Origin of the sequence: Paralteromonas sediminis (genome assembly GCF_003820355.1) — a bacterium.
GTDB classification, from domain to species: Bacteria; Pseudomonadota; Gammaproteobacteria; order Enterobacterales; family Alteromonadaceae; genus Alteromonas_F; species Alteromonas_F sediminis.
Window position 1 is genome coordinate 216,251 of sequence record NZ_RPOK01000003.1, and the last position, 25,725, is coordinate 241,975.

Sequence of the window (25,725 nt, forward strand, 5' to 3'; positions counted from 1 at the left end):
AACGGAAAAGACGCACCGCGCCAAGACGCATTCACCGACCAATCAATAGTAATTTGGTGATGAATACGCCATTGAATAGCGGGTTTTATCAACGTAGCAATTTGCGTTATTTAATTCGTCTGACGCGGTATGAGCGGCCTGAATTTTCAAAGGAAATTACTGGATTACCCGTCATTTTCCGGCGGAATTCGGCAACGGCGGGTAGCGAACGAGGTTTTCTTACTTTTACCAATTGGGTCTGTTCCCACACAGCCCCATCTTCAGTGTAAAACCTGTGCCTACCAAGGTTATTACTGGTGATACGTACAATGGTCGCTGTAAAGTCATCAGAATCCTGCTTTCGCTCTTCTTCAGTGTGACGAGGCCCTGATGCCCAAGTGGGTAAGGTTTCTTCCTCGATTGACTCAGCCTTTTTCTTAACATCAGGCTTCGCAGCAACTGTTTCAGTTCTTGCTGGCGCGGGCTTCACAGGCGTGGTGGGTTTTACTGGCGTTTCAGCAGGCTTGGCGACCATCTCAGGAGCCAAAAGCGCGGAGAGTCTTTTACTGGCTGCATCAAAACAGGCTAATCGGGCATCTGCATCGCTGATGTTGCTGCAGTTAACGGCTTTTTTTGCGGCTTCAGCCAGTGAGTCAGAAGCAACAGCGGTAGAAGAAAAAAGTATTCCGCCAACAAGTAACGGAAGTATGATCTGCATGATAATTCCTTGCACTGATACAGTGGGTAATAGTTAGGGCCTGATTAGGCAGCCTAAAACAGCTTGGTTCATAGTACGTTTTTTCTATTTTCACATCAACAGAATGTCCCCCATGAAAGGGGCTTACCAACACACTCGGCTAACGCCTACGTAATGCGTCTAGATGGATATTATCTACGATAAGTACTATTGACTACACAACAAACAAAAGTGTGGTGATGCCACTGTGATTGCGATATCGTTGTTTATGTAAGCGAGTTGTCAATGCGTAATCTCGCACGTAGTAACTGTTGAAGCACCTATGAGCACGAATTCTGAAGCAGACATTATCAAACAGTATAAGAAACTGATTGATGCGTTAATTCCTTATCAACAAGAGAATAAACTCTTGGAAGGCCTTAACAAGTTTTCTTCAAGGTTGCCCGCCAAAGTCAGAAACATTATTCGTGACGAGGTGATACGCCTCACTTCCCTAACCGATGCTTCCGCAGACAATTCAGCGTTTGCCAGTTTTCCTATTAAAAAATTCAAGCACTTTGGTATTTCTATGCGCCTGGATAAGGTGGGCAGGCAAATACTAGAACAAGAAACCGCAAAATATTTTGACAGATATACTGTTGGCGTCTTCGAATCTGTGATGAGTTCTGAACATTATCAGTCTCATATTAAACAAGAGCAGCAGAAAAAAATTGTCAGTGCATTTACGGTTCAAGCACAATCTTTTGATGATATTGACTTTGGCAGTGACCTGGCTATTTCGCCCAACTTCAGTGTAACTTCCAGTCATTTTGAAAAAAATAAGGCGTGTATACTGTCTTCCTTGTCGGGGCGACGCATGAAAGTGCAGTCAAAACGTATGCCCCATGAGGCCCCGGAGGACGACTTATTTACCTTTGTATTTCCTGAAGTGAAAGGCTTATGTTCAGCCGGCACCATACTCAAGTTTCGCAAAGTCGGTAGTGAATTTAATCAAGTCAGTAATCGCTTTGAAACAGAGTTTGAAATAGCCCCCCAAACAGACAAAAAGCTTGTACAGCGCGTTGAGACATTTGTAGCTCGCTCTGTTAACCAATTTCCCCTTGAACGAGAACTGGAAGTAGAACGCGTACTACAGGACTTGGACCGCGACCATATCTTTGCCCACAGCCCCTGGATCCCGGCCTTTTTAACCTGTAAAAATGGGGTTTATCAGGTAAGTAAGGCACTGATGACGAAAGTGAACTTTGAGTTCAATCATGGATTTGAAACGCTATCTCATTTCCCTAATACGAAGAGTCTGACGCGTATCATGCGGGAACTAAAAAAATTTGGTGAGACATTTTTACTCAAGGGCACGTTCAATACTAAAAAAGGCGATGTCACCGTCTGTGCCACGCACAGAGAGCTGGTTGCCAACAAACTGCTCGCCCCCTTTATTAAAATGGTGATGGCGTCAAATGAATACACGGTGTTGCAATTTCGTTTGTGCGAGATATCCGCTGAGCACAGGGAGGCCGCCTTTTCTATTCACGATATCCAAAGCCGGGACTATCCTACGCTCGGTGTGCTGTCACATATCTTATTCTGCAAAGATATCACCCAATGGGTAGGTAAGTTAAAGGTGCCGGACTCAACCCAAATGAAAGCATTTCCGTCGGCCATTATAGACCAAGAACGCTTAGACCCCATTGCCATAGTGATGGAACCTGAGCTGGACCGCCGCGCTGAGCCAAGATATATAATGAATAAACAAGCCTCGGTCAAAAGCGGATTTTTTAAAGCTCACAGCGCAGTACTCCAGGATTTATCCATTTCTGGTTTAAAGCTTAAACTGGAAGGTGAAAACATGGCCAAGCTTGATCAGCAGATCAGAGTTTCGGTGCCAGAGTTAAAGCTGCGCAACCAAAAATATGATGTTGTTCATTTTGATACTTCGACTCAGGTAGTAAGACTAAAAGTACCGACCAATGTACAAAGCGGTATACACGGATTAATGCGCTCAAATTCTGGCTACTTCAAGCAGAGAGACATTGCCAACCAACAGAAAAATATTCATCGTTTTTTATGGGAACTGAGCATTCGTAACTTGCCCTGTGCGTGTGTATTAATAACGCAGCACCGACAATTATTTTCACGCTTGCGCACGGTGTATATAGACAATAAGTGTACCGACCTCTACCCCTTCGAACAAACCAATCATCAAGTATTGCTACATGGATTTTTGGCAGACAAAGATGCGACCAAACCTAAATCTGAGATTCTCTATCGGATGCTGAGCCAAGCTGAACAAGACGCCCAGGTCATTCATGCAATGCGAAAAAAAGACCGGCAGATTATCTTTGTTCCAGAACAAAACTTCTTGTTTGGCAAAGTCAGACATCAAATTGCAGGCTTTGTTTTAAAAGGCGAGGTAGAAGCTTGTGTCACCCAACTCAATGCGATTAAATGCCAGTCAGAAACTACCCCGTTAACCGCAAAACGTTTAGCGCAGATATCTAAAATTGATATGGAAGCTTACGAGAAGCTAAAAACCGTGCCAACAGTCTATACGCATGTTTTAACTATGAGTAATGTATCGCCTTTTCATCAATCGTTACTAAAGAGCGGAATTAGCCCGGAAAAGCCCTCATGATAGAAGTGTATACGAAAGGCGAAGTCCATCTACCCCCTCGCCAGTTGCAAAAGATTTTTTTGGACCATATCAATTTAGATCGATTCTTTAACGCCAAATTCTCATTAGTCCGCAAATCTGATTCAGAAAACCCTAACGGGCTGGGAGCCATTCGCCTTGTTGACGTTGGCATAGCGAAGTTTAAAGAAGAAATAGTCTTCGTTACCGATACCGAGCTACACTATAAAGTAATTGGTGATCGCGTGCCCGTAAAACACCACATGGGCAAAATTAAGTGGACGCCATGCGATACGGGTCGATGTCTCTTTGAATACAGCATCACCTGCACATCGAATTCACCTGTGCCCAATTTTATTCTGAAATGGGCACTACAGCGCGAACTGGATCAAATGCTCACGAAGTTACAACAATTTGCTGCCGAGAACCGACTGACGTAAGCATCTGATTGTTTGACTAACGCTCAGTTAGCTGCCAGAACGGCTGATAGCTTCTTTACCGTTATAAACCAGACGTGTTGACCAGGGAATCGGATTTCTCAGGGCAAAGTGGGCCATACAGCCGTTTTCAGCCTCATTGAGCAAATCTTTAATACGCTCTTCAGGCTCTGGGCTATCAATTATGACGTGGGTTTCAACTAAGTCACAGCCGCCGTCTGTCATATATCCATGCTCTCGCATGTGCCCAAGGTTCGTTTTAAAAACAATACGCTGTTCCAGCTTTAAGCTGTCTACTTTTATTTTTCTGGCCGTCAAAATATCCGTGAGGTGTGTCATAAGACAAAATCCAATACCGGCTGAAAAAAAAGCTAGCGGTGGTGGAGCGGTATCCTCACCCACAGGCGGTTGCTCATCACAATACAGCTTAACAGGGCTAAAGCCTGGGATATTAACTGATACAACACCGGTTTTACTTTGCATATTGCCAGACTCCGCACTGAGGTTTACTTCGAACCGGTAGGGTTCTGGATGGTGCGCTTTTGAGAAAGTAGAAGGCGTGTACTGAGAAGTAGCAGGCTGTTCAGCACTAAGCTCGCCCACTCGATAACGTTTTTCTTGTGACATCTTGTTTTTCTCCCGTTTGTTCAAGGCACTATGCTACTGCAAATAGGGTGATGAGAGTCATCACAATCTCACTTGAATCGAGCTTTTGTGATGCTATTCTTCATAAAAGCACAAGATAGTGACGTTTATCACCATGACCATCGAACAAGATAAAATTATTCTTGAAACCTTGCAGCAACATGGGCGCATGCCAATAGTAGAACTTGCGAAAGCAACCAATATGTCAGAATCAACGTGTTTACGCAGAACAAGAGCGTTGGAAGAGAGCGGAATCATCAAAGGCTATGCCGCTTTATTGGATGCCGAAAAAGCAGGGTTTGGTGTTATGGCTTATGTTCAGGTTAACATCAATCAGCGCAATGAAGCCGCCTTTGATTCGTTCAAGACAGCGGTTCTGGAGCACCCACTTGTGCTGGAATGTTATTCACTGTCAGGTCAATTCGATCACTTGATGAAAGTGGTTGCAAGAAATAATAAAGAATTGTCTCATTTTCTGCTTAAGACACTGCGTGAATTTCCTGAAGTTCGCGATGCACAAACCCTGTTTGTGCTTGACCAGGTTAAACATACATGCGCGCTTCCTATCAGTTTGTCGCCACACGTTACCTCATAAATTTCATCATGGCCTTTACACGTAGGTGCAAACGGTGAAACAGAGTGTTGGTCTTTTGCTCAAGAAGTAAGGCCAAGCCCTTAAGTTTTAAGATAAAACCTTACAGGAATAGTGGAATAATCTGTTTTTTCAACTAAACCTTATAACTAACAATAAAGTTCTTCACTTTCCATCGTGTGTTTTGGTGTTCATACAATAACTTGAGCTTATTAACCTGATGGTGAGTGATGTGTTGTGTCATAAAAAACTAAAAAGGGCCTAGCCCAATAAAAAGGAAACACTATGCTTACATTTCCCTTACCACACAAATATTCAAAGTCTCTGCTTGCGCTGGCAGTAAGCGGTCTGATCGCCACACCCGTATTTGCACAGGAAGAGGCTGAAGATGACCCCGACCTAGAGCGCATCATGGTAACCGCAACTAAGCGGGCTACCAGCATTCAAAATGTGCCTTTTTCCATTAATGCACAAACGCAAAAAGACATCGAACGCTCGGGCGCAAATAGCCTTGAGGATTTAACCCGCAACGTAGCGGGGGTGTCTATTCAAAACTTAGGGCCAGGGCAAAGCCAAGTAGCCATACGCGGTGTGTCAGCTGGGCAGGTTATCCGTGACCAACCAGGCGTAAAAGAACAAGTAGGTGTGTACCTCGACGAGAGTGTTATCTCGTTATCTTTGTTTACACCTGATTTGGACCTTTATGACTTGGCAAGGGTGGAAACCTTGCGTGGTCCACAAGGCACGCTATTTGGCTCAGGTTCTATCGGTGGTACGTTGAGATACATCACCAATCAACCAGTATTAGATTTTTTCGAAGCATCGGTCGAGGCAAATCTCAACACGTTAAGCGACGGCGATACAGGTGGGCATATCAAAGCCATGGTTAATAGTCCCTTAGTAGAGGATAAACTGGCCATGCGGGCGGTGGTTTATCGCACCGATTATGCCGGTTTTGTTGACGCTCTCGGTGAGAATGGTGCGCGTGTCGAAGACGTAAATGGGGGAGATAGAACAGGTGGACGAATCGCCTTGGTATGGCAGGCCACCGACGAGTTAGTTATCACGCCAAGAATTGTTTTCCAAGAGCTGGATATGGACGGCTATAACCGCCAAGAAGTGTATAACCTGTTAGCGAACCCATATACAACTACCCGACCGGCGATCCAACTCGGCGAACGCGAGCAGTACCTATTGCAACGCGAAGGCTTTAATGATGATACTTTTATTGCGGATGTGACGGCTGTTTTGTCTACCGATAATGTTGATTATACGTTTGTATACAGCTATACAGACAGAGACATCTTGGTAAGTCGTGACGCCAGTGCCCTAACAGGCAGTGTGACCGTTGATTTGTTTACTACAGACGCCGCCCAAGTTGTAAGACCTTCCAATTTGCGAGACCGCACAGAAGTAGAACAAGACACTGTTGAAATAAGAGCGGCATCTACTGGTGACGACGAACTGCAATGGTTATTTGGTGCCTTTTATTCAGATACACAGCGCACATACACCCAACGCTTACCCACGCCTGGATACGATGCATTGGTTGATGCATCTTTTGGCGAAGGTTTCTCTGCGTCTATCAGAAACGGAGTCGCACCAGCAGATTCTCCATATGCAGCGGATTTACCTTATGATCTCGAACAAATGTCTGTATTTGGTGAGCTTACCTATGAAATGACCGACAAACTGGACGTTACATTCGGCAGCCGCTGGTATGACTATGAAGAGTCTAGACGATTTACGTCGGGCGGTCTGTTTTCAGCGGGCGATGATCAGGTAGATTCCACCACCTCAGATGGCTTTAACTCTAGGCTTATCGCCAATTATGAGCTGAATGATACTGTGAGTATTAATGGTCAGGTCTCTCAGGGCTTCAGGCTCGGTGGTGTAAATGACCCCTTAAACGTCAATCTTTGTGAGCCAGAAGACGTCGACGTATTCGGTGCGTTCCAAGATTACGACGATGAAAAGCTAATCAATTATGAGGTTGGCATAAAGTCGATTTCTCGGGGTTGGACTGCAAACTTCGCTGCCTTCTATAACGATATTGAAGACCTTCAGGTAACGCTAGATGCCGGTTCATGCTCTTCACGCGTAGTCTTCAATGTACCCGAAGCTACCAGTAGTGGTGTCGAATTTGAAATCACCCGCCAAGCGACAGAAAACCTCTTCGTGTCATTCGCGGGTAGCTGGTTAGAGTCTGAGTTTGACTCTACGGTTATCGATGGATTTGGCAATGTCTTAGGTGGTGTTGAGTCAGGCAATAGACTTGCTTCTGTTCCTGAGCTGCAGTTCGCACTGTCATCAACATACAATCTGTCCACGCCGCTGTTTGGTTCAGAGGAATCCTACCTTTCAGCGTCTTGGCAGTATGTTGGAGATAGATACACACAACCCAGTGATCAAGTACCAGGTGCAGGTGCATTTGTTTCTGGATTGCCGTTTGGTGGTGCAACTGGTGCTGAAGTCACCAATGTAGATTTAGAGCTAGGCAGTTATAATATTGTCAACCTCTCAGCAGGTTTTGTTTACGACGAGTGGGAAGCCCTTGTGTACATCAATAATGCCTTCGATGAGAATGCACTATTATCATTCGACAGAGAAAGGGGCGGGCGTGCAAGACTGGCGTATCGAACCAATCAGCCTCGCACTTTCGGTGTGACTGTCAGAATGTTCTTCGAATAATAACCACAACATAGCGCTGGCATCCTCGCCAGCGCTATCACATTACTCGCTCAAGCCCTTCTTTACGCCAAAAATGAAACCTACAATACATAAAAGTAGAATCCAGAACGACGATCCGCCGCCACTAATTTGTGACTCCACCCTCACCTGTGCTGTCACGGCACTACTTGTAGCCTGACCGTCAGAAGCGGTGACCGAAAATACCAAAGTGGTACTTTCATCAAGGTTAGCGGTGCTCACGTTTAGCGTATTGGCATTTGCACTTAAGGTGACTTGAGGGCCGCCTGTTTGTTGCCAGCCCCACGTCAGTGAATCACCGTCGTAATCCTGCCCGTTTACCGTGATCGTCACGCTATCTCCTAACGCGACGGTTTGTGTTTCAACAGGCAAAATAACCGGCGCATCGTTAACAGGGGTCACTGTAACAAACACTTGTGTTGGCAACGAGAGCACATCGTCTGCACTACTCACCTGGTACCAGAAACTGTCTGTACCGAAAAATTGGCTATTAGGTTGGTAACGAACTTTCCCGCTTTCAACGGTTGCTGTGCCGCTGAGTGGACCATCAACAACGGTGAGTTTACTCTCATCCGGAGTGGGCGACGTTCGCTTGAAAAGCCGTTTAGCCGTAGTCGGTAATGCCAACGCCTGCAAATTCGCCGATACCACCACATCCAATGGCGTGCCGTCATTTTGCAGTACATCAAATGTTGCTATCGTGTCCTCTTCCATTAAGAACTGATCGGTCGCGGTTGTGACAAGCTGCTCAGGCAATGAGATAATGTAATTAATCTCCGCACTGCCGGAAGGTTGACCAGACAAAGCAAGCGATACACTGTCCTGTACTATAGGTAAAGGCAGGTTGCTATTATCTTGACCATTGTAATAGGTTACCCCCAAGGTGGCATCATGGTTTTCAGCGCCGATAATGGCATAGGGCAGCGTATTAACATTGATGTAGTTAAACGTAATTTCGTCGGAATTTTCTTTGATAATGACCTGAAATGTATAGGTTTCTGCGCTGCCTGCATCGTCAAAACCAAATTGGGAAACGCCATGCCATTCAACAATCAAATAGCGGCTTCCGTCTCGTATAACAGTATCGATATAAAGCGCACCATTGCCTTGGTCAAAGGGATCTTGCGGGTCTTTCAAATCAAAATTTGCCCATAGAGGCGCAATAATGTTGTTCACATTATCTTCAGATGGAAAGGCATTAGGCGGAACCATATCAAACGGTGTAAGAGGTGTTTCACCGACCACGATAAAACCATTACTGGACACAGTAAGGCCTGAGTAAGTATCACCTAAATATTCAAAAGAAAACGACACGTTCTTTGAAAAATTCATACAGCCTTCTGCACATTGTACAGGGCTAACACCCTTGTCTTTGAGTGTTTGATTGCCCCATGGTAACGTGGAATTGAGTGCTAATTGCCCAGCGTTTAACTCCCCTTGCCATATCAACTCACCTGAATCAGACAGTCGTAACTCAGACGACTCGCCGTTCTCTAGCGTGACATTGAGACTAGAGGCATCAATTGCCGCAAAGTCTGGCACTGTCACGTTAAGACGCGGCGCCTCTTCAAAACCTAAATTACGGATGCGGGTGCGGGCCTCTACTTCCCCATTAGATAACTCTGTTAGGCTGGTACTGAGTATCCCTGTATCGCTATTATCATTGGCAAACACGGCAATCGGCAGTCTTTGTTCATGCCCATTGGCAGACACTGTCACGTCTCCAAATACCCAAGTGCCCGGGGCCACATCTGATGTATCGATTGTGAATGCAATATCTGCGGATGGCGATGTGCCATTTTGTTCAGTTAGCGCTAAGTAACCATTGGCAACAAAAACCGCGGCTTCGGGTGTATCCAACGTAACATCAAGACTAATTTCAAGCGGTTCATCGGTTACGTTTTTAATGGTGTTGGTAAAGCTGCAGGATCCTATACACGCACCATTGGCATGGGAGCTCTGTGCAAACGTCATCTTTGTATTCATGGCTGCAGCAATATTCATAAGCCCGGCGCCTTGCTGAAATGGCGTGGCTGAGCCATCGCCTGACAGTACGACTTTGTCTGATGTGGATGTCAGTGCTGTTTTAATCTGCACAGCATCCCACTGCGGGAAGGCTTGCTTTAGCAAAGCCGCTGCTCCCGCAACTTGAGGCGAAGACATACTGGTACCCGAAAGCATGGCATAAGCAGGTTCGCCACTAGCGACCGGAGGCGAACCTGGTGGTAAAGCAGGGGAATTAAATGGAAAGCCAATGTCGGGCTCAGGTGCGGCGGCGGAAAGGATATCCGTGCCAGGTGCCGTGATATCTGGTTTTAGTACATTAGGATTTAGATTTGGGCCTGTCGAACTGCCTGGATTGAGCTGGTTGACGGCCTCTGCATCGACAAGCGCCTCACGGGTACCGGTAATCGAAATCTGGGTTTCCGTATTACCATCAAGTGCAATGAGCGCATTTGCCGCTTTTTGAGTCAAACCCAGTACAGGTAACTCCCCGGTATGCGAAAACTGCCTGAATGGTCGCATGCTATTGCCAGCAAACAAGGGCGATTCGTAAAGCAGTAATGCTTTGGCACCCGCTTGTTCGATATTACTAACAAAATCAAAAAAGAAGCACTGGTTACTGTATTCCATCAGCACAACTTGGTTTTGCAGGGCCAGAGGCGGTAACGGTGAGCATACGTTATTCATGGGGAAATCGGATGCTGACAATCTGGTTAATGGGCCGGTCAAATCACTAAACACTTGCAGTGTTTCTCCCGCTGAGCCAACCAACGAATTGTTACCATACGAAATCTGGTGACCAAAAACACGACCATGGAAACTGTTAGCCACCGTGAGTCCGGCTTCTATGCAACCAGGGCAATTAATGCCCGTTGAAAAACCGCCGTTGTTACCCGCTGAGCTAACAATCACCACACCTTGCGCTTCTGCTTCTGCAAACACACTGGCAAACACAGAGTCTTCTGGCGTCCCTGTCTGAATAGAGCCCCAGGAGTTATTGATCACATCGGCCCCATCTTTAACCGCGGCCTCTAACGCTTCTAGCAGCATGGCATCCGTCCCAATCACTATGCCACTGTTATCAAATAGGGCTTTGTACACCATTAAGCGCGCTCCCGGTGCCACACCGGAAATATCCACATCTACGCCCTCATAAGTGATGGAAACCGGATTGCCTGCCGCGATCCCAGCCACATGGGTTCCATGGCGGTTAATATCTAACGGCGTCATGTCATCAGGCCCGATTGGAAATATCGCGTCGTCAGTCGGCACAAAAACTCTGGCAATAATCACCTTGTTGTTACAGAAGTTGGGGTCGCCGCCGTCTTTGCGACAGTAGTCAGGGTTTTGCTGAAGCCAAAGATTGTCTGACAAATCAGGCTCGGTAAATCCACTGTCGTCAAACATGGGGTTTTCAGGCCTTATACCAGAATCAATAATGGCGATTTTTATGTCTTTTCCAGCTTCACTTTGTCCGCCCAGTAGCGTCCAGGCTTCAACACTATTGATAATCTGGTGACTGGCATCGAGATGGCCATACCTCAGTTTTACTGGGTAGATGTTTTTGACTTCTGGACGGGCCAATAGCTTTTCAACATCGTCCTTTTCAGCCTTTACTTCAATCGCATTGATCAAAGTGGAAAATTGCCTTTTCACTGCGACAGAGGGCAAGCTTGATTGCATAGATTGCAAAAACACGTGCTGCATACTTTCTATACTGGTGCGCTTCGCTGCAACATTCTGACTTATCCCAGCGGCCATACTGCTAGTCTCGGGCGTTTGCAGTTCCACTATATAACGGTTTTCCAGCACTTTTGTGTTTGCCAACACAGCACTCATTGTGCAGGTGTAGACTAATGCCAGCACTATTGCAATGACATAAAACCTAGAACGAGTTTTCACTTCCTTTTCCCTTATGATGATTTAATAAGCAACCAACGAAAGAGTAACAAGTGATTGAAAGGCAATGTGATACAAAATGTAATTCAGGATAACGAGAGGTTTAACGTATCGCAGACATAAAAAAAGCCGGTAGATACCGGCTTTTTCGTTTTAAAAATATTGCTTATTTCATTCTGCGACGAAGGCCAATGCCCGCAAGGCCCAAGCCCAATAGTGCAATCATACCCGGTGCTGACGCATCAACCTGGGGTTTGTCGATTACAACATCGTTAAGGGCAATATTGTCAAATAATAGGGCTGAATCAAAAAGCCCGTCATTCCAATTCACGACACCAAATGACAATGAATATGAGCCAGCTGCAGCAAATACATAAGAAGATTTTATCCAACCAGTGTTACCACAGCCATCATCATAACAACGACCCGAATCTCCGCCCAACAGATCAAAAGTGGTCAAGTTGGCGAGTATCGGCGTTGAGCTTGGATTCAAATTAACACTAATAGGAGGCATATTGAAGCCAGGAACCGTGTCACCGCCTTCTGTAGTGCGTGCAGTAAACAGTGTTTCTACCACATTGTTATTGTTATCCAATAACTGCGCCCACGCATAATCGGCGTAACCAGCACCATCCGAAGTGATATAGTTGAAGAAAAAGGTTAGGTCATCTCCAGCTTCTACATCAAACAGTGAAGAGGTCATAACTGATCCAACCGTCTCTGAACCATCCTGGGTATTACCCAACCCGAGTCCGTTAGTAGCTACACCACCATCAGTGGTAACGTAATTAAAAGTGCCACCTTCCGGTGAGGCTGTAATGTCGCCGTTAGCCGTGCCATCCGTTCCACCGTTGCCTGTGGTGGAAAAAACCAATGCGGCATTGGCTGATGTTGCCAGCAACAGGCTAGCCAAGCCCGCTACCATTGTAAGTTTAACATTTTTCATAACTGCTTAATCCCTCAAAACAAGATAAATAAATTAGATAACAAAAAGAAAGCAAGTCAAATGCCAAAGGGTAAAGCTCTAATTTATATAGATTTTATTTTGTTAAGATTTTTTAATGTAAAATTTATTGACATTTGTAAACCTAACAGAGACTCAAATTAGTAGCGTCTGTTAATCATCGACTTGGCCATATATCTGCATCTGGTTTCGCCCTTGTTCTTTGGCTTTAAATAAAGCCTGGTCTGCCAATTTAGCCAGTTCAATAAAATTTGTTGATGTTGAAGTGAGCATCGATAACCCTACGCTGATCGTCATGTTGCTTATCGGCAAATCACTGCTTGCAACGGCGTCGCCCAATGCCGTAAATATACGATTGACCAAGGCCTCTGCTTTATCTTGGGTGCAATGAGGCAAAATAACCAGAAACTCTTCCCCCCCGACCCGACCAATACTATCAGTATTCCTTAATACAGATTTAAGCGCGTTGGCCGCCAGTATGAGTGCTTTATCACCCACATCATGTCCATGATTGTCATTAATGGCTTTAAATTTGTCGATGTCGATCATTAATACACACATCGCTTGTTTGTATCGCTGGCACATGGCAAACGCATGCTCACCGCGAGCTAGAATTTCTCTGCGATTACTCAGCAAAGTAAGCGGGTCTTGGACAGCCAGTTTTTTATTGTTGAGATACAGTCGATAAATCAGGATAAGTAGCATCAATACCACAACAGCAAAAACGGATAACGCGACAATCGTTACCGTCTGTCTGGACTTCATTTGCTGCTCTTGCGCGAGTTGCGTTTGTAACAGGCGTGCTTTCTCATCTAAAAACTGATTTTCCAAAGATTGCTGCTGGAACGAAAATTGATTCAGTAATCGCGCCGTTTCTTCAGTAATATCTAAGCGCGCTTTGGCCAATAGTGCGCGTTCAGAACGCAGCATATATTCATAAGCACGCTTATAGTCACCGCTCGTATATAGCTGATTGGCATAATTGTGAAATGCATCCCATTGCCCGGTCAGGTCTTGTGTGCCCTCGACTAGATCCGCGGCTTTTTTTGCATATGAGCGCGCTTGCTCGTTATCTCCATTGCGACCAAGGATAGCACTGTAATGCACATACGCATTGGCAATGTCGGCGTCTACGCCCAAGGATTCGCGAAGCGCAACCGACTTTGCTATCCACGCTAACGCAAGGTCGTGGTCAAGATTCTTATCATGAAAATACGATTGCAATAAATAGGCGTAGGCAAGAGACACTACATCACCACTTTGCTCTAGTTGAACCATGGCTTGATTGAGAAGAGAAAAGGCCTCAGCGCGCTCACCAACGATATTTGTCATTTGCGCTTCACGCATAGTGCTGCGGGCAATATATAAGGATGCGTCGTTAGGAAACTGTGTCTTCGCTTGCTTAAAATAGGTTTCAGCTTGTTCGTAGTGCTTGAGTTCATAGTTTACGTCACCAAGCCAATACAAGCTGAGTGCAGATAAAAATCGCCATTCATTTTGATCGGCGATGTTTTTAAGGGCAGTTAACGCTGCCACCGAGTCAGAATATTCTTGAAGAAATGTGGCGTTCGCAGCCTGATATATTTCAAAAATGGTTGTGAGGTACAGGCTGCCGTTAGGGTAATTTATCTCACTGCTCTCGATAATGGCTAAACCCGCAGAATACGACACCTCTGCGGCTTCATAATCATGCTGAAGATGATACCCAACACCACGAAAAAAATAATTCAAGGCTTGATAGAGTGGCTTATCCTGATAGCTCTCATACTGTTCAATGGCAGTAACGACAGCAAAAAGAAGTTCAGGCCGTTCATACTGCACATACAGGCTTGCTAGCGCTACCTGTGCATCGATTGATTGAGCTGAGGGTGCGGTTTGGTCAATTCGGGCATTTAACTCTTCTTGAATGTCGTCGAAACTTCGTTGTTCAAAGGCAAACTGATGAATAACAAACGTGGCTGCAAAACCGCTTATGTGCACAGTTGCAGCAACCAATAAAAACATCCATCTCAACACAGCGCCCACTCCATAGATTCCTTAATCTTTAATAGATTACAGCTGGAAATTGCGAAAACACAACTCTGATTGAGTTATTTTTTTTGTCTTGTAAGATTAGAGGGATACCGACCCATTACGTGACCTTTTATCTGTGAAGTACACCCGCTGGTTTCGTCGACGCAATGAAGCGAATGAGATCCCCACTGAACTATTAAGTCATATTGGCGTGTGGGGTCTTGATGGCACGCCCCTACGTATTGTTACTCAACAACACATTACAGAATTACAAATAGTCCTGAAATCAGAGAGTAAAGCGTTCCTTAACTTGCGCTCAATCGCCGTCATCGCTGACGATGGCACTAACATCATTGACTCAGAACACGTGCAGTCTGCAGTGATCAGCTCCAGCTTTCACGACGATTCTAACAAGGAAACCTGCATCCTCAATCGCTTATCTAAGCGGGCAATGATACACAGCAAGTTTGAGTATCAACCTTATATAAACATCACGTTTAAGGCTCCCGTCTATGTAAAAGATATTGTTCTTTATAATCGCACAGGAAAAGGTGGACTCAGGTCTCGCGAACTTGAAATACTGGCCACCTATCAGAGTGAAGAGCTGCTGCGCTTTTCTTTTTTCGAACGATTGAAAATGCAGACATTGGCAGCAGAACTATCACGGTTTCTACAAACGCACAATCTGCCAACAGCCTTACCTAAAAACATCCCTTATGCACAAAAACATGTTCGTTCATTGGTTTATAACCTGTTGTGCGACGGCCATGTACTATCTGACGAGCTACTGTTCGCGTTACTTCCCGCCAGTAAACCACTTCCCCTGCTCGACAACTACACAGCGCTCTATCTCGCGAAATTTATTGAGCGTAAGTTTAACTTGTCACCTAACGGTCAATTTCAGACGCAAGATTTGATGCGGTTTTGCCACCTTTTAGATTCTGATGTCGCAATCGATGTTGTGGCTGATTTTACCTCGCGTTATCTTTCTGAGCGCAGGGGAATAAAAACTCAGATTGTCATCGCGCCGGACCTCGTTTATGTCGTCACACAGTCAGCTCCCTACTGCTATAACATCGAGGGCGAAACCGATTGGCCTTGGCCGATAGAGAATTTACTGCACCTTGCTCAAAGGCGAAGTACGAGGGCTTTTCGGTTTAATAACAACAAAACGAATCTTGTCGCATGGTCACAGTGTGTAGATGGCGCTGACAGACCGCCGTCCAACTCTATTCCCATGGTGGAGCAGGCTTTGCGGATCGGTTTTGATGTGATAGAAGTGGATGTACTTACCACAGCCGATAACCAGGTCGTTCTCGCCCATGACAACACACTAAAAAATGATCGTGGCGACACCCTCACTTTATCAACATCTACACTGGAACAGGCCGAACAATTTCCTATCGGCACCTACCAAGGCAAAGACATATTCTTGCCCTCATTGGCCAGAGTACTGTCTATAGTCGGGGATACGCGACTACTGATTGATGCCAGGTTTTCAGCAAAAGACTATGAGTCATTAAGAAAATGTATTGAGAAAGCCGAATATGACCCGAGAAATCTCATATTTTGTGTCTACAGTGAGGAGCAACTCACCCCATTGCTGGCGGCTTTTCCTGACAGCGTGCATTTATGGAAGTTATATACGCAAGCATGGGAGCTGGATGATATTGGCTTAGCACAAATTGCCCGCTATGGCGTTGACGGCATCATGTTCACCTACCCCTATTACAACGAAGACTGTACGGCGGAACTCTACAGAGTCAGGCGGGCAGGGTTACAGGCTCTCTGCTTTATTCACGGCATTGAATGGGACCATCCTGACTCAGTGGGCTTGACATCAGATTTAAAAAAGCGACGCCCAGATGACTTCGATGCGTCGTTAAAACGAATGACTGCCATGGGCATTGAATACGTTACCACTACAGCCATTCACACACCCACATTTCAGGAACTGTTAAATCATAACTAGCGTGCCAGCTCGTAAAAATGACGGGTAGGTTTAAGACCATTAGCTTCAACAAATGCCAGCGTTTTTCGACAAAGCGCCATTCTTTTTTCGTCGTAATCATCCCAGTTCCAAGCGTGCAATGTGTCGATAATCCTGTCAATTGACGGGTCTTTTTGGAACGTCTGTGCCTTGATGCTGGGAATGTGTAAGATGTCACAAAGCTCTTTGGTTCTCGAGTCGATATATAAACACACCGTAGGAACCCCCGCTTGTAATGCAACCTGGCACCCATGTATACGTGTACCAACCACCAACGCCTGCTTGCTAATATCTCGGCACCACTGAGGGACCGAAATATAGGTTCTGGCGTATTGCCGCATCCAGTTAGTCATTTCCACTGTTTGCCTATCGGGGAAAAAAACAGACCGAACTTCTTCTGTTTCCTGCTCGGTCAGTTCATTTAGCCAGCCTTCGGCAACGCAAATCAGGGCCTTCGGATTCTGCACCACATAACATCCCCCGTTCTGGTCAATCAGGTTAATAAGAAACTGTTCCAACCTGGCCAGATGTTTTATCTCAGGGTTGCCCGCCGTTATACCAATACCGCTAGACAGGTTATTAAGGCTCAGCTCTTTCACCCTACCCGCAATATGCGCACCCAAGCACTTATCCGAACTGATAAAGTGTGAGGGACAGCCCAGCTTTATCGCACTTTTAGCCAACCCTAGCTGTTCAAAAATGTGATAGGTATACTCACCACGAACTGAGATGTTCGGCTGAGATGTCGCGCTACCTATTTTTTTTAACCACCTAATTGTGCCTTCTGGGATCACGCCGATGGACTCTTCTACCACACCATTAACACTGAATTGTCCGCCCAGACCAAACACAACAAAAGGCACTGTCAGTGCATTGAGTTGTGGCCCTGACACTTCCAAATCCATATGTTTACCTATGTTATTCGCCATAGGTACCACCACGGGGTCACCATATGCATTTAGGTGCTCTGCGGCAGTGTTCCACCTCAGCCCCGTTTCTTTGAGATGTATCAGTTGTTCCAATGCAAAATTGAATACAAGGTTTCCCGTATTTTGTGATGCCGATACGCGTAAGTCGTGATAGTTTTCTATCACGCGATTATGACCTGAACCCAAGCCCAACAGTCTTGCCATAGTAATTCTCTTAAAGGCTACCCAAAAAACGATTTATTCCTCTTCCAAGGATAGCCTTTGTACTTTAAAGAAATATTACTCCGTGACTCTCTCAGGGCCATCCCCGTGGGTCGTATCAAAGTCAGGGATATCATAGGCATCCAGTCCTAACCCCAGTACCACTGGTAAGGTTGCTGCGACAAAAATAGATGAGAAGGTACCAACAACAACACCAATTCCTAACGACAGCGCAAAAGAACCAAGCACATCGCCAGCCATCAGACCTATCGCGATAATTGTGGCCAATGTGGTACCTGATGTAATAAGTGTTCGCCTGAATGTTGACTTCACAGCTAGGTTCACCAAGCTATTCAGCTGATTGTGTTTTTTGCTTATTAGGAGCTCTCTTATTCTGTCACCCACAATAATGGAATCATTGAGCGAATAACCCATGATTGCGAGTAACCCCGCCAAAACCGACAGGTCAAAGCGCACCTGAAACCAAGCAAAACAGCCCAGTACCACAAACACATCGTGTAACAATGCAAATATGGCACTACTAGCGAGTCGCCACTCAAATCGGAATGTGACATAAGCCATCATGCATAGGGCAGAAAATAATAGGGCAAGACCGCCTTTCTCAATCAACTCTTCCCCTATCTGACTACCAATAAATACCGACTCTTGCAGTTGAATTGGCAAACTATTTTCTTCTGCTACCTTTTGAATCACTTCTCGTTGAGCTGCGATACTCGAATTGTCACTTTGCCGGATGCTCCAGGACATGCCATCCTGAGAACCGTTGATGCGAAACTCTTCTTGGATATAAGGCTCAAAAACCGATAACAAGTGGTTTTGCGTCAGCGGGACACTGGCAGTAAATTCCGTCACTACGCCCCCTGTAAACTCAATACCATAGTTGAGCCCTTTTGACGTCAAGGCTATTAAGGAAAAGAACAGCGCAACTGCAGCCAATACCAAACCAATTTGTCTAAAACGTGTCATTAGTCTTTCACTCCCTTGTTGTTTAGCAACCAGTCAGCCGAGAAATAAGCCGACAGCGTTTTAGATAATGCAACGCCGGTAAATACACTGGTTAACAGGCCAAGAGTTAACGTAATGGCAAACCCCTTAACCGGGCCATATCCAATGCTTAGCATGACCAAGGCGCAAATGAGCGTGGTGAGATTGGCATCCAAGATGGTACTCCACGCATGCTTGTATCCTAATATCATCGCCAACCTTGGCGGGGCTCCGCGTTGTTGCTCAAAACGAATACGCTCAAAAATCAGCACATTGGTGTCTACTGCCATTCCCACGGTCAGCACTAACCCAGCAATACCTGGAAGGGTTAACACCGCGTTTGGCGTCAGTGCCATCAACCCTGTTAAACAGGCCAAATTGAGAATCAATGCCATATTCGCAACGAGTCCCAAGCGTCTGTAGATGAGCACCATAAAGACAAGTGTAAACAGCAGGCCAATGGCTAAGGCGAGCATGCCATTTTTTACGTTTTTATCGCCGAGAGAGGCGTTGATAATGCGCTTTTCCACAATAGAAACCGGGGCGTCTAGGGAGCCCGCCCTAAGCAGCAATGCGAGATCGTGGGCTTGGGTAGCACTTTGCAAGTTAGTAATGCTAAATCTGTTACCCAATTGTGCCTGAATTGTTGCCACACTAATGAGTCGCTCAGACTTTTCTAAATCGCCCTGCTCATTACTTACATATTCTGTAAACAATGTTGCCATTGGCTTCCCGATGTTAGCTTTGGAAAAGTCAGACATGCTTTTTCCACCCTGACTGTTAAGCACTAAATTAACCAGAGGTATACCCTGCTCATCCCTTCCCATTTGCGCATCGTTTATCTGAGCGCCAGTGAATATTGGCTTAGCAGACAATACTTGCCGGCCATACTGTTTATCGTCAATCACGAGGCGGCGTGGGTCATCGCCATTCAATGCCAACTGATGAAAGGAAACACTGGCTGTTGCACCGATAAGACGCTCTGCTTGTTCAAGATCTTTGATGCCAGGAATCTCTATTCGAATGCGGTCTTTTCCTTGTTTTTGTATTACCCCCTCTGTAATGCCAAGCTGCTCTATTCTTCCTCGTATAGTAGTAAGTGCTTGCTCACGATATTGCTTTGATAATGCATTGCGCTTTTCTTCGCTATAACCTAAACGTGCAGAAGTAGGTTCTTTAGTTAGCACTTGTAAGCCTTCGTTTTTAGCGACGAAATGGTCTAGCGTGCTGCTGACTTGTGCGGAACGAGACTCAGAAAACGTCACCAGCAAGCTTCCGTCATCCAATTTACTCACGCGAGAGCCAATTAACCTGTCTTGCCTAATTTGTACATTCAGTAATTGTTGCAGTTTTTTTACCCTTTCCGCTAATGCAGTATCGGTATCAACTTCCAATACAAATAAGGCACCACCACTTAAGTCTAGGCCCAACTTCATAGGCTGAGCAGCTATGCTTGTTAGCATAGGCGGTGCTTTTGATACTTGCCCTAATGTGACTTCAACAGTATCAGCGAAGTCTTCCTTAAGCTGTCGGAGCAACTGTTGCATATCGGCGTTAGTATCAGTGAACACTAGGGTTACCTCACTGTCCCTGTCCGATTTGCCGTTGTCAGTCACCATAATGTGGTGATTGTTGGAATGGCGTAATATTTCTTCAAGCGTCAAACTATGTCGTTGTGCTTCAAGCAATGGCATTCCGCGCAAGGTAAGCGCATCATATTGTCCCAAGAAACTGGGAAGACTATTAAAAATTAAAAAAAGTAATACGCTGAATATCATCAGCCGCTGCCATATACCTGGCATAAGAGTAGTTTGTTTTTTCATTGTATATCTCAACTGTCCGGCCTTGCCTTTGAAGAAAGCTAAGCCTGTAAAATCTCCCTTCCGCACATCGTGCGTAGGACCATTTAATGGGTAGGACGTTAAGACAGTGTGATATTCGTTTCGGATGGCGCGTACATGACACGCGTGTCTTTCCAACCGGAGAGACGTCGTTTGTTGGGAATAAATGCAACTAACTCAAACCAGGGTTGTATATCTGGAATAGTGCGAATGTAGGTAAAATGTTTAGCACTTAAGTCTTCAGCTAAAAACTCTACTACCAAGCCATACTCTGGGGACAACTGCAAAGGATGCTGAAATTCACTAGCTACAATGCGTGTATAAGCAACGCTGTCAGGCAAGGGTTCCATGGGAGAACCATTGTCATCAACACTGTGAAAGCTGACGAGAGTGTTGTTGCTATGATGTTCCACATGCGTGCTTGTTTGCACACTGATTAACAGTGCAAAACACAGTGCCATAATGGCCGAGCAGAGAGTGAAACGTGTATTTAGCATACTGACATGTGTTACGAGTGATATATGTAAGATTGAGGCAAAGTAGGCAATTTCAAGGAAGTTATCTAAGGTATTGTTTTTTCCAGCGGCTCGGAAAGGCGCAGATTTAGGTGCGCATTTTCTTGGCGCGCTGCCATTATCGCAATGGCTTGGTTTATTTTGTCGATCTGCTTGGCGAACGGGGCCTCTTTGTTAATAGCAAAATACAGCAAATCATCGCCGTAGTTTGGCAATACGGTATAGTCAAATGTGGCAGCTACATCCGTCATTTCGTCAATCACAATATTACCGGTTGAAATGGTGGCAAGGGTACCATCAAGTCGTTGTTTTGCCACCATTCGCAACCCCACATCAACCGAACTCACGGGTGTGAAAAATGTGGCAAGCTTAGCCTCCTTCATTCTTTTTGGTATAGCAAATGCCCTGTGCACACCAATTAAGAGGGTTTGCGCCTGTGTATTCAGAGAAAAATCTTTATGACTCCCTGAAAGATAAAATATGGCAAGTTGTTCTTTGTAACTGTAAGGCACCATTAAAAACTCTTGAGCCCTGTCATCGGTATAAATTAAGCCAGGCATGATATCTATCTCACCGGCTCTCAAAAGCGCCATACAGCGCACAAAGGGGGCGCGTATCGAAGTATCCAAGCTTACATCTAACGTTAGCGCTAGCTTGAAAAGTGTTTCCATATTGGTGCCGGCCCACTGCTTAGAGCCATCGGCATTAAGCGTGTAAGGCGTGTAATCCGAGCAGGTAGACAGGCGCTCTGCATGCACACTCGCGCTACACAGCACCAAGCTAAACCCTATACAAAGCAGCGTTTTTTTCATAGTGAAGAAGTGAGTCACGCTACGCTATTTAACCATTGCTAACACAGATGATGAGTGTAAATCAGCCAATGGACGCAGGCAATCATAGTATTTTTTCTGTTAGAAACGGGCCAAATCCTGCTTTTCAAAACGGTCAGCATTCAATGTTACATTGTGTTTGGCCGCCAGCGCATCGAGCTTTGCCTGAGATATCGCAAGCTCGTCCATGACCAACGTGTTGTCGTCAAGTTGCCACAAAAAACGCGAGCCGGCATAGCTGAATTGCATGGCGTTCATGGCCGTAACATCACCCTCTTCAGCAGCCTGATTTAATTTTGGCAATTTGCGGGCGATGTAATTCAGCGTTTGCTTGAGCTCCCACACATACGTTACCTCCGCCATGAATGGATGGTTACGCCATTTGTTTAGCACCGCACCTATGGTGATTGCAGACACTATGACCCCGAGTAAGTTCCAGTGAAAATGAGAACCTTCCTGATCAGGAAATAGGAAAATAAGTAACTGCGCAATGCCAAGACTACCTACTAACAAAGAAGCAATGCATGAAACAATCACAATATTAAGATGTTTGCGATATCGCGCTTTATTGATTTTTTTTAACTGCATAACAAGGTGCTAATCCAAGAAAAACTATGATTCTAACCATGTGGGAACAGGGTATCCCATCGCGCGTAAAAGGCGTTTGAGTTTTTGGTTCGGTCTACGGTACACCCACTTCAGCCATAACCTTAACGCCCTATTGAGGGTAGGCCTATTGTCTGTTTTAAATACTTCTCTTGGCGCTATTTTTTGCGCCGGTATATTCAGAAAGGTAAAGACTTGCTGCACGGTGGTATCATGTGATGTTAGCAAATCCGTATTGTCGACAATGAGGATCTGATCGTCATTAAAGTATTGCCGCACGATGCAAATTTGATCGTAATACTTCCCTCGCGACAGGTACGAATAAGTGCGTCTAGCGAAGGTAAATAGCCAAGGCTTTATCCTCCCGAGGCGCAACGGTTCAAAAAGAAACGCAAAGGCAATACTGCGATTTTCAGCCTTTCTGTTCTTTTCCATCTGATAATGCGAAATGGCCCGCTCAACAGGATCGCGGATTTGAATAATGACCTTTAAGTCAGGGTTGTAGTCGTGAAGCGCTTTAACTATCTCAGGGCAAAATAAATAAAAGGGAGTAGCTTCGCCAAATAGCGTCTCTGAGCTGGCCGCTCTGTGCTTAAACCGGTCATCAAAATATATGGCATAGCGCGTATTCACAGCCTCAGTTGACATGCCTGGTTGGTAGTCTTCTGAGTCAAATAAATGCACCTCTTTAATCGCAGGTATAGCGATATTACTGTGCTCAGATAAAAAGCTTGCTAGGGCTGTCGTACCGCACTTTTGTGCACCAATGATCATAAAATCCAAGCGTTGTTTTTGTGCTTCAGCTGCCTTGGCATTAAAAAGCGTTTGCTCAACTTCCTGTTCATTGTAAAAGCGCCAGCAGGCATGTTCGGGTGAGGCTTTTAACTTTGCGTACGCGGCCTCAATCAAGCCGATGTTATACAACGCATTGGCGTTTCTGTCTTCTAGATGTTCGTTCAGTTTGTCCGCACCGGGAACGATGGAACTCAGCGCCTTACCGCCCGTTTTGATAATGTCTTCATATCGAATGATTTTGTCCTTCGGCAATATAGTTTTAAACTTTTTATAGTACCAATCCAACAGCAGGAGCTGCCTGTCAAGATCATCACTGACGGCGCTAAGCGTAGCGTGCAAGTTTTCATCAAATGCTTCTGCCATGGGAGCATGACCACGACTTAAGGGGTGATCCAAACTATTCCAGGACGCAATCACAGACAGTGGGTTTCTAATTTGTGCAAACACAGTAAAAGAGGTAGTCAGCTCATCGAGTAAAGCGGAAAATGCATTGGGATGTTTCAGTACCAACGAAAAGTGGTTATCCAGCTTTTGCGTTATTACAGTAGGCACCTTGGCGACGATCTTGTTTTTGCGCTTTTCTCCCGCCGGCGACTCCGCAAATGTATTCGTGGCCTGCTGGTCTATCTTATTGATTAATATAGGTTGTTGACGTTGAATATTTGAATAAGTGTCAGTGAGATAATCCGTAATAAACGTTGCTCGGCGCTGCGCGTTTTCACACTGAAGAAAGGCATCCATGTCCATGGACTCTATCAGCGCATGACTGCATGGGATCTGGTTAAGCAAATGACACGTGAGAGTAGTGCCTGAGCGCGGAATGCCTGCAAATAAAATAAACGTATCAGTTTGCATGGTGAGACTCTTTTAACCAATTATCCAACAGCTCGTGTACCCTTGTTCGTTCTTTATCTATTGAATTTGACAACGCTGTAGCTCTCGCGTTGAGCTGAATCTCGCGCTTTTTCTCCTCTGATAAGCGCTCATAATCATCTATACACTGCAGAATACCTTCTGCAGTATAGGATTTTGGCATCATACAATTGTATAGGTGTTTACAGAAAGTTCGGTTACCTACACAGTCCGGTACTAGGGCAACTGCACTGTTTGCCATGGCCTCAAGCGCAGGTAAATAATAACCTTCGGTCGGGTCAGGCAGTAGCACTGAAATCTTCGTATTGCCCATTATGCTCAGCACATCCTCTCGGGGAATTTTTTTTGGGCAGGCGATCACCTCATACATCGACGAGAAAAGCATTTTTTCAAGTTCATTACAAAGTGTCGGCTGCTTCATCCCCAGAATAAAAAGGGTGTTTGAGTACTGAGTGTCAGTCGACTTTACATCAATATTGTGTCCATTAGGCACAGTAATTATGGGGCCGTTTACGTTTCCCGTTTTACGGATAGCTTGTTCAACCTCTGCGGAGACACAAAGCCTCATAGCAGGCCGAGATAAGTAGCTATAGAGTTCTGTATTAGGCTCGGCGTGTCTGACATGTTGAATAAGATTAATGACAGGCGTAGTGTCGTCTTCTGGCACATTCCGCCAGTCTGTGCCCGCCACAAACAAGGCATCATACTCCGTTGTGTTGAAGTCTACGCTTTGTGCCATCTCCTCTGGCGACCATGGGCATGATGCGTCTCTGAAAGAGGCATCACTGAAGTGAAGAAACGTGGAGAAAGCCGGGTGAGTACTAATATGTTGGTAGTAATCATAATACTTTTGATGCCCACCGGTGTAGCCCTGATAGTCCCGACAAAACAACATCCTTATTTTAGGTTTGACTAAATGCCGAACTTTCTTTAACCACTTCACGGTAATGCCCTGGAACAAAAAAATGAAGCATAGTGAGCATTACCGCAGGATGCAACAGGTACACGTTTTGGCATGTACAAGATGTCTACTGATTTACATGCGCCATAAGAGGCTCAAAAGACGCCGGCTGAATATTACCAATCACATTGACAAACACGGCTTCATCAGCAGATAAGCTAAGCACCACCAACCCATCAATATTGTCACCGTTGGCTTTCATAAACATTAACGTGGTTTCATCTTCTTCTTTTTCAGAGACCCAAAGCACAGGCATCCACCCTTCCTGATTCAGGTTATCTTGCGTTTGTGCAATATTCTTCTTAAAAATTTCACTGTTGTCGGTCACTTCGTACACGCTAATTCGGATGCCCTCCAACTCTTTAAGCAGCACGCCGACTTCAGGGTCTTGGTCCACGTCGGTAAACCAGCGAGCTGCGCGGAGCGTAGTCGGCCCTAAAGATAAATTCACTTCACTGTCAGCCTGCCACCAGTAGGGTGAATCGATGTGAGCATATCCAGGGTGGTCGTGCAGGCCACTGGCGGTAATACTGCAGCCGCTCAACAATACGACCGCTGCTAGTATCAATAGCCAAATACCCTGTTTGATACGGTGAAAAGTCGTCATAATC

Annotated in this window: 19 protein-coding genes; 5 read left to right on the forward strand and 14 right to left on the reverse strand. The window is 45.4% G+C overall.

Going from position 1 to position 25,725, the window contains the following annotated elements:
• Window positions 1-106: 106 nt before the first annotated feature.
• Window positions 107-697: a hypothetical protein gene (locus DRW07_RS10100; RefSeq protein WP_124027798.1), complete on the reverse strand. Its 591-nt coding sequence runs from the start codon at window positions 695-697 to the stop codon at window positions 107-109.
• Window positions 698-998: 301 nt separating this feature from the next.
• Here DRW07_RS10100 and DRW07_RS10105 point away from each other — a divergent pair, with 301 nt between their 5' ends.
• Window positions 999-3,308, forward strand: coding sequence for a PilZ domain-containing protein (locus DRW07_RS10105; RefSeq protein WP_124027799.1), 2,310 nt, complete (start codon window positions 999-1,001; stop codon window positions 3,306-3,308).
• Entirely contained in the window at window positions 3,305-3,745 is a 441-nt protein-coding gene (locus DRW07_RS10110; RefSeq protein ID WP_124027800.1) for an SRPBCC family protein, read from the forward strand. Before DRW07_RS10105 ends, DRW07_RS10110 begins: the two co-directional genes overlap by 4 nt.
• A 27-nt stretch (window positions 3,746-3,772) precedes the next feature.
• Here DRW07_RS10110 and DRW07_RS10115 read toward each other — a convergent pair whose 3' ends face one another.
• Complete coding sequence (locus tag DRW07_RS10115) at window positions 3,773-4,369, reverse strand: OsmC family protein (protein WP_124027801.1); 597 nt, start codon at window positions 4,367-4,369, stop codon at window positions 3,773-3,775.
• Between the two features lie 118 nt (window positions 4,370-4,487).
• On the opposite strand from DRW07_RS10115, the gene DRW07_RS10120 reads away from it, so the two are divergent.
• Complete coding sequence (locus tag DRW07_RS10120) at window positions 4,488-4,982, forward strand: Lrp/AsnC family transcriptional regulator (protein ID WP_205665389.1); 495 nt, start codon at window positions 4,488-4,490, stop codon at window positions 4,980-4,982.
• Between the two features lie 282 nt (window positions 4,983-5,264).
• Entirely contained in the window at window positions 5,265-7,670 is a 2,406-nt protein-coding gene (locus tag DRW07_RS10125) for a TonB-dependent receptor (RefSeq protein WP_124027802.1), read from the forward strand.
• Window positions 7,671-7,712: 42 nt separating this feature from the next.
• Here the strand turns inward: DRW07_RS10125 and DRW07_RS10130 are convergent, their stop codons facing one another.
• The 3 genes from DRW07_RS10130 to DRW07_RS10140 all read right to left on the reverse strand — a co-directional run bounded on the left by DRW07_RS10130 (window position 7,713) and on the right by DRW07_RS10140 (window position 14,571).
• Complete coding sequence (locus DRW07_RS10130) at window positions 7,713-11,594, reverse strand: S8 family serine peptidase (RefSeq protein WP_124027803.1); 3,882 nt, start codon at window positions 11,592-11,594, stop codon at window positions 7,713-7,715.
• Window positions 11,595-11,757: 163 nt separating this feature from the next.
• Window positions 11,758-12,537 carry an NF038132 family protein gene (locus DRW07_RS10135; protein WP_124027804.1) on the reverse strand — a complete coding sequence of 260 codons (780 nt, stop codon included), beginning with the start codon at window positions 12,535-12,537 and terminating at the stop codon, window positions 11,758-11,760.
• 171 nt (window positions 12,538-12,708) lie between these two features.
• Window positions 12,709-14,571, reverse strand: a complete 1,863-nt coding sequence (locus DRW07_RS10140) for a GGDEF domain-containing protein (RefSeq protein ID WP_124027805.1) — start codon at window positions 14,569-14,571, stop codon at window positions 12,709-12,711.
• A gap of 133 nt (window positions 14,572-14,704) precedes the next feature.
• Here DRW07_RS10140 and DRW07_RS10145 point away from each other — a divergent pair, with 133 nt between their 5' ends.
• Entirely contained in the window at window positions 14,705-16,540 is a 1,836-nt protein-coding gene (locus DRW07_RS10145; protein ID WP_124027806.1) for a glycerophosphodiester phosphodiesterase family protein, read from the forward strand.
• Here the strand turns inward: DRW07_RS10145 and DRW07_RS10150 are convergent.
• The 9 genes from DRW07_RS10150 to DRW07_RS10190 all read right to left on the reverse strand — a co-directional run bounded on the left by DRW07_RS10150 (window position 16,537) and on the right by DRW07_RS10190 (window position 25,721).
• The gene (locus DRW07_RS10150) at window positions 16,537-17,691 is read right to left on the reverse strand and encodes a polysaccharide pyruvyl transferase family protein (protein ID WP_124027807.1); all 1,155 of its coding nucleotides are present in this window, start codon (window positions 17,689-17,691) and stop codon (window positions 16,537-16,539) included. The two genes, DRW07_RS10145 and DRW07_RS10150, sit on opposite strands and share 4 nt — an antisense overlap.
• A gap of 75 nt (window positions 17,692-17,766) precedes the next feature.
• The gene (secF, locus tag DRW07_RS10155; protein WP_124027808.1) at window positions 17,767-18,675 is read right to left on the reverse strand and encodes a protein translocase subunit SecF; all 909 of its coding nucleotides are present in this window, start codon (window positions 18,673-18,675) and stop codon (window positions 17,767-17,769) included.
• A complete protein-coding gene (gene secD, locus DRW07_RS10160; RefSeq protein ID WP_124027809.1) occupies window positions 18,675-20,516 on the reverse strand; it encodes a protein translocase subunit SecD in 1,842 nt (613 codons plus the stop codon). The genes secF and secD overlap by 1 nt, the downstream gene beginning before the upstream one ends.
• Before the next feature lie 98 nt (window positions 20,517-20,614).
• Window positions 20,615-21,031 (reverse strand): hypothetical protein, encoded by a 417-nt coding sequence (locus DRW07_RS10165; RefSeq protein ID WP_124027810.1) that lies wholly within the window; start codon window positions 21,029-21,031, stop codon window positions 20,615-20,617.
• A gap of 65 nt (window positions 21,032-21,096) precedes the next feature.
• On the reverse strand, window positions 21,097-21,861 hold the full coding sequence (locus DRW07_RS10170; protein WP_124027811.1) for a transporter substrate-binding domain-containing protein: 765 nt from the start codon (window positions 21,859-21,861) through the stop codon (window positions 21,097-21,099).
• 99 nt (window positions 21,862-21,960) lie between these two features.
• On the reverse strand, window positions 21,961-22,467 hold the full coding sequence (locus DRW07_RS10175; protein ID WP_124027812.1) for a DUF3087 domain-containing protein: 507 nt from the start codon (window positions 22,465-22,467) through the stop codon (window positions 21,961-21,963).
• Window positions 22,468-22,491: 24 nt separating this feature from the next.
• A complete protein-coding gene (locus DRW07_RS10180) occupies window positions 22,492-24,135 on the reverse strand; it encodes a sulfotransferase domain-containing protein (RefSeq protein ID WP_124027813.1) in 1,644 nt (547 codons plus the stop codon).
• Window positions 24,125-25,096: a glycosyltransferase family protein gene (locus DRW07_RS10185; protein ID WP_124027814.1), complete on the reverse strand. Its 972-nt coding sequence runs from the start codon at window positions 25,094-25,096 to the stop codon at window positions 24,125-24,127. The genes DRW07_RS10180 and DRW07_RS10185 overlap by 11 nt, the downstream gene beginning before the upstream one ends.
• 85 nt (window positions 25,097-25,181) lie before the next feature.
• Window positions 25,182-25,721: a DUF4252 domain-containing protein gene (locus DRW07_RS10190; protein WP_124027815.1), complete on the reverse strand. Its 540-nt coding sequence runs from the start codon at window positions 25,719-25,721 to the stop codon at window positions 25,182-25,184.
• Window positions 25,722-25,725: the final 4 nt, after the last annotated feature.